6 protein-coding genes and 1 pseudogene are annotated in these 6204 nt (G+C 42.5%); 1 reads left to right on the top strand and 6 read right to left on the bottom strand.

The features are described 5' to 3' along the window. The 4 genes and pseudogenes from H6G17_RS28095 to H6G17_RS34905 form a co-directional block, all read right to left on the bottom strand. Positions 1-260, bottom strand: a 260-nt coding sequence (locus H6G17_RS28095) for a sigma-70 factor domain-containing protein (protein WP_277876099.1), incomplete at its 3' end; no start/stop codon positions are given. Positions 261-357: 97 nt separating this feature from the next. After that, on the bottom strand, positions 358-1356 hold the full coding sequence (locus H6G17_RS28090; RefSeq protein ID WP_192161847.1) for a bestrophin family ion channel: 999 nt from the start codon (positions 1354-1356) through the stop codon (positions 358-360). 119 nt (positions 1357-1475) lie between these two features. Further along, complete coding sequence (locus H6G17_RS34910) at positions 1476-1646, bottom strand: hypothetical protein (protein WP_199317060.1); 171 nt, start codon at positions 1644-1646, stop codon at positions 1476-1478. 11 nt (positions 1647-1657) lie between these two features. Next, a pseudogene (locus H6G17_RS34905) lies at positions 1658-2167 on the bottom strand (hypothetical protein). A 507-nt stretch (positions 2168-2674) separates the two neighbouring features. Between H6G17_RS34905 and H6G17_RS28080 the strand changes: the two are divergent. After that, complete coding sequence (locus H6G17_RS28080; RefSeq protein WP_192161846.1) at positions 2675-3511, top strand: CPBP family intramembrane glutamic endopeptidase; 837 nt, start codon at positions 2675-2677, stop codon at positions 3509-3511. A gap of 37 nt (positions 3512-3548) precedes the next feature. On the opposite strand, the gene H6G17_RS28075 is transcribed toward H6G17_RS28080, so the two are convergent. After that, a complete protein-coding gene (locus H6G17_RS28075; RefSeq protein WP_192161845.1) occupies positions 3549-5057 on the bottom strand; it encodes a phospholipid carrier-dependent glycosyltransferase in 1509 nt (502 codons plus the stop codon). Then, positions 5054-6184 carry a M23 family metallopeptidase gene (locus tag H6G17_RS28070; protein WP_192161844.1) on the bottom strand — a complete coding sequence of 377 codons (1131 nt, stop codon included), beginning with the start codon at positions 6182-6184 and terminating at the stop codon, positions 5054-5056. Before H6G17_RS28070 ends, H6G17_RS28075 begins: the two co-directional genes overlap by 4 nt. Positions 6185-6204 lie beyond the last annotated feature (20 nt).

The raw sequence follows: 6204 nt of genomic DNA, 5'->3' as shown, positions 1-6204 counted from the left end.
TTCTCACCATCGGCGATCGCTTTAGTTAGCTGAGTACAATCTAATATTCCTGAAGCTTTTGCCCATTCATCAAGCGTCGGTTCTCGACCTAGCTGCTTGGTGAGCGAATCTTTCACTAACTGCAAAGCGATCGCTCGCTGTACCTGTTTGCCATAAAAAATTTCTTGCTCGTGAGTTAGCAGCGGTACGCGACCAATTTCACGTAGGTAAATACGAACGAGGTCAGTGTCTGTTTGAGTGGTTTTTACGGTGGTAAGCATGGGAGTATCGTGTCTGTAGCAGCAATATTGTGAATAACAAATGTTTTGAGGCTGAATAACTATGCTTTTTTAAGCAAATAGCGTTTACAGTTTCCCTCTACGGTCTAAATGTATTATCTGTTCTAAAAAAGCGGTTGCTATTTGCATTAACTGCAATGATATTTTCAGTATTGTAAAGTATTGTGTGACAAATCACGCCTAATGGTAGGTCATTTGGATTGTGTCCAAAAGGATTTTCCAGCTCGGAGCCAATTTCTTCAATTCCAAATAAAATAAAACTGATAAAAATCATGACCGGAGTCGTCCACCAAGTCAAGCCACTTACTAATTCAACAGGTAAGATTAAACAGTACAACACGACTAGCTGCCTCAAATAAATTGCATAACTCAAAGGCATTGGTGTTTTTGAAATTCGTTCGCAACCGCCCAAAATATTCACTAACTCATCTAGCAATTTCTGCAAAGCATTTAGTTGATAAACATCGATTGACTGAGAATCGTACTGATGCTGTAAATATTCTCCCAGCCAGAACGTAATCTCTAGCGGTGGATGGTCTGTATTTTGTAACTTTGAATATTCCGAGGTGGACATTAGTGAAAGTAACTCTTCATTTACAGGATCGCGGCGCAAATGTAACTTCATGGCGATCGCGAAAGCAACCACCAACCGCATCGCTGCCTTTTTTTCCTCTCGATCTGCCGCTTCTCGTTCTTTAATTATTATCCAAATTCCTCGATTCAAATTCCGAACGGTATTGACTAAGTTTCCCCACAGCTTACGTCCTTCCCAAAAGCGCTCGTAAGCTGTATTAGTCCGAAATATTAATAACAAACTCAAGACGAGATTAAAACTTAACACCACATTAGGGATACCATCGATTTTTGGTAAAGTTATATGGATTTTTTCATAATAAAGTAATGCAATTGCAAAGCTATAAACGCTAAAGAAAAATATCCAAGGGAGAATAGTTGAAATAATTGAACCTTGCAAGCGTACAATTAAAGAAAACCAATTTAATCTTTCTCCCGTGTAGTCGTAAAATTTTTGCTTCCACGATCTTAAGGAATGAGTTTTAGTATGCTTCTCGATCTTCATTTTTTCCTGACACCTTGGAATAACAACTGAATCAAAAGAACATACGCTAACTTAAAAAGTAAAAGTTTGTTTTTCATGAAAAACATTAACTACTTTGACAACACATCTATTTGAAATAATTATTCGTTCATATTGTGATAAGTTGCTACTGCTGATGGAGAAGAGCGATTGAGGTAGCGAAAAATCCAATACTTAAAAATAGTGTCTGCAATCACGGGAACAGTAGCAATGAATAAAAAAATAAAACCTTTATTCTCTGGAAAACCAAAACGCTTTAAATCACCTTTCAAGCTACTGTTTATTAGTCACAATTATCATAACGAATGTGAAGACTGAAAGCAAATTTACAAAAAACATTTACTATAGCAACAAAACTTTCGTTTTTATACTTTTTAACCAAGCTAATAGCTTTTTCTTTGAGTTTCTTTCGTAAATATTCAGCAGATAGTCTTGGAGTTTTATTTAGACGAAACTCAAAATAAATTGCTTGCTCTAATTTTTTAAGCTCGGCTAAAGCTCTTTCTTCCTAAGAAGAGTTTAAGAAGGATACTACTTCCTCTTTGTTCCATAAAGCTTTAACTAATGGGCTAATTACAAAATTTCTAGAGAGTTGGTTTATTAGCACGGGAACTACAATCAGAATTAACAAAAAACGAATGGATATAAGCGCACTTTGCTGAGTGGCAGCGCGAAACTCTTCAACTAGCTTTGATTCTGCTTGTGGGTCGAATGCCTGTCTAATCTTTCCTATAGTCCGAAGGATAGATCGGGGGATGAAGCTAGTTTTTCTGGATGATGACCTTGACTTCATTCTTGTCGTGATAAAAATTCAGGCTTTTAAGCTCGTAAACTAAAAGCCTGAAACTAAGCTAAGCATGAGGTGTAAGTGATGAAACTTTATTATATGAAAAACAAGATGAAACTGGGATGAAATTTGTTGCAAAATAGAAAATTTTTCAAGTTACGCCTTTACTTCAAGATTAATATTGATAATACAACTATTACGGAAATATTGAAGATTAGTTGAAACATGGACTTGCAAGGCTCTATCTTTTTCACGAAAATTGTCTAAATGCATGGGTATACTTTAATTAAAGAGAAATTTGAGTTTAGCAAGATAGATGAAAAAAGCAGAAAGTAACGGTTGCGATCGGGAAGATGTTTCTAGCTCTATTGGTATTGTGTTCTATGCCTTGGCAGTCTTTTCCTTAGTCGATTTTAGGTAGATGCAATAGCAGGGCTATTCGTTGCCTTTGTTGTCTGTTTTAGTACGTTTTCCCGATCTAGTCGAGTCTATGGCTGGAGACAAGTCAGTTTGATGCCAATTCCATACTCAAAAATTGCTTCCTATCCTGTTCCAGCCAGAATCAGCCTTTTTCTGCTGGTACTAATGTTGCTGTGGCTACCTGTTGCTATTCCCATCTACTGGGTATGGAGAACAGTTAATACCAGCAGTACGATCGCTCTGTTGATTCTATACGTTGAGTTTGTCTGGTTATTGCAGATCTGGGGCAGGAGAGTCCATCGCCAATCTCAGCCACTTCGGTATCATGGACTAGTCAGAACCCGCCAAAATGGACTTGAACTCTTGACAGCTCTGGGAATTGGCTTCATTAGCCTTTTTGCTCTTTTTCTCTTCGAGGGTTGGATGGGATGGTTAATTTGGCAACCTCTCCCTAGAATCCAACTCTCATTTGGGTTGGAAGGTTTACTAGTTGGATTAGGTGTGGGAGTTGCTGAAGAATTGCTCTTCCGAGGTTGGCTGATTGACGAACTGCGTTGGAACTGTAACTTTAAGAGAGCTGTGTGGATTAGTAGCACGATCTATGCAGCACTACACTTTATTAAACCTTGGACAGAAATTGTCCGCACGTTGCCGAGTTTTCCAGGACTGCTACTGTTAGGGTTGACCTTGGGATGGGCAAGGCAGGTACACCAAGAACGCTTAGGATTTGCTATTGGACTTCACGCTGGATTGGTTTGGGGTTATTACTTAGTTGACGTATCGGATTGGATAACTTACACTAATCAAGTTCCAGAATGGGCGACGGGAATCAATCAAAATCCTTTGGCAGGGTTTGTAGGTTTTGGGTTTCTCTGTGCGCTCGCATTTGTAGTGCGAAAGATAGGGGAATTTGGAGTAACACTAGATTGAAGCGATCGCGCGGATCGTCGTTAAATTTTGTAGATCTCTAGATCCAATGGGGCAGCCACTTGGAACTGAAGTTGAGCATTCGGAGTTGATAGCCTTCAGAAGACAAAGGAAGACCGAGATAGACTGGCATCCAAAAGACAAAGGCTAGTAAAATTAGCAAGATAAAGGTAACTCCTACAGCTCGAAGTCCCAGCCGATAACTTTGCAGCCAGCGATCGACCAACCAGGCAAGTGCTAACATCGCAAAGATATATGCACTCATGTAGTGGTAAAGAAAAGTACAGCGAGTCACCCTCGTCCAAGGCAACAAATTAGCAGCGTAGTTTAAAATAAAATAGAGCGCAACCCAGGCATCAACCACTTGCCAACCGCCCCCGAACTTTGAAGCGTTCGCTCCTTGGGAAGGAGTTGCCCAGAACCAGATTCGTTGGGCTAGCACCCACGCTAAAAACAGAATAGCAGCAGTTGATAGCCACCATAAAGCCGGATTTCCCAAAGCGTGTACGTCATAAATAACTTTTCCCGCACCCACTGGCAGAGGAGGACCCATCACTGGGAGCGGTTCGGTAATATTCCGAGCCGTCCCATAAAAGTACGCCACTGGTCGCAGCATCAAAAGCCAAGTGTACCAGTCAGAGCAGTAAGGATGAACCTTTGAGCCATCGCCAATTCGTTGGTGGTACTGCAAAATCTGTCGGTGTAATTCCCAGAATCCAGATTTAGGGTTGAGTTGTAGATGAGGAATCCATTCGATGCTGTAAAACAGAGCAGGGATAATTGCTAAATAAAACAGAACGTGCCAAATATTCAGTTGGGTAAGATATACCAAGGGAGTATGCATCTGAGCCTGTTCGTGCTGTGTTGAGTCCGAGCGGCGAAAGGACTGCACGTACCGCATCACCCACGCTACTATCCAGATTAAATAAGCCCCTAGCAAAAACCATAAGCCGTTCCACTTGACAGAGGCTGAAGCTCCAAATCCAATGCCCGCAAGAGTTAACCAGAAATTACGCCTCCTGCCTTGATGCTTTAATCCCAGTAACAAAAACCACTGTCCCAACAGCCCAAAAATCACTAAATAGACGTTATTCAAAGCATAGCGAGACTCAACCAGAAACAAGCCATCAGCAGCGGCAAACAGAGCAGCGATGAAAGCATAACTGCGCCGAGAACTCAACTGATAAGCAATTCCCGCTACAACTAAAGGAATAAAAGAGCCAGTGAGGGCATTCAACCAACGGTAGCTCCAACTGGAACGGAGAGAACCGCTGAAGCTATTAAGTGAATCGCGTCCAAATGGAAGATGACTGCCAATCCACATCCCAATCGCAATCAGGTATTTACTTAGGGGTGGATGACCGTCAAAGAAGGGAGTATGGGTTAAGTAGTTGTTGGCAAATTTAACGTAGTAAATCTCATCAAAGACTAGAGTGTTAAATCGGCTTAGTCCCCAAAATCGCAGGAATATTGACAGCAAAAATACTCCAACCATCCCCGTCGTAAACCAGGAGGCAGATCGATGAGGAAACGGCTTCAACGAGGTCATACACGAACTTGACGCGGTAGGTAAGCAATGGGATTGACTACCCCCTTGCCCTGGAGATGCAACTCAAAGTGGCTGTGCGGTCCACTACTCCGACCAGTGCTACCCATTTGAGCGATCTGTTGACCTTGCCCAACTTGCTGCCCGACCCGAACCAAAACCCGTTGATTATGAGCGTAACGAGTCAGACTGCCATTACTATGCTGGATCTCCACTAGATTGCCGTAGCCGCCAGAATTCCAGCCTGCCTTGACTACAACACCTGGAGCTGAGGCGAAAATTGGCATTCCTACAGCGGCGGCGATGTCAATTCCCTGATGCATCCGTCCCCAGCGCCAGCCATAGTTAGAAGTCACGCTGCCTTTTGCGGGCCAAGCGTAATACTTAGAGGGGGTTGAAGTCTCGAAAGGTTTGGGCAAGTAAGTATCTACTGCACCCAAAGGCGGTAAACCTGGAGAAACCTGCTGTCCTTTAAGTACATCAAGCGTTCCTGAAGTGTCTAAACCTACTATGGGTGCTGTTACTACACTAGAACTTGATTTAGGAGTAGTGGTATTGGCTGGAGTTGAATGCCGAGCTTTTATAGCTGGCTTTGGAGCGTCAGGCACTTGAGCTGCAAGAAATTTTGGCTTAATCGATCGCTCGGCTGACGAATTAAGATGCCGTAGAAAATTCAGTTCTCCAGTAAAACTAGCTGCTTTGCTAGGGGCGATCGGTTGGAGAGGCGCGACTAAAGTACTACCTTCACTTGACTTCGGCACAAATGCGCTTTGAGTCGAGTATTTCTGTTGTAGTTTCTCAACATCCACGCGTAGCTTTTGGACGTGCAGGTTATATGGCGATCGCGATCTCGCTGCTTCTGGTTCGCTTAAACCTATACTCTTGCGTCGGGGTACTTCAGATCCAATAGGAATAGCACTGACCGTTGGTTCGTTGCTTGTTAGTTTAACTGCCAACGCGCGATCGCTTTGTTGAATCATCAAAAGGCTAGAAACTCCTGTTGAAACGACTAAACCAATCGTTACAGCAGCAGTTCGCACCCGCCACTTATTTTTTTGTCGAACAGAGTTAGTGTATCCTCCTAAGATGTGACTGGCTGCCAGCATGGAAATAGCCGCTACTTTATTCATTCTTTGCGTTCGTTTAGGCA

It is taken from the genome of Chroococcidiopsis sp. [FACHB-1243] (genome assembly GCF_014696895.1).
Lineage (GTDB): Bacteria > Cyanobacteriota > Cyanobacteriia > Cyanobacteriales > Chroococcidiopsidaceae > Chroococcidiopsis.
Note: the sequence above shows the minus strand (reverse complement) of the source record. Positions and strands in the feature narration are given on the sequence as shown.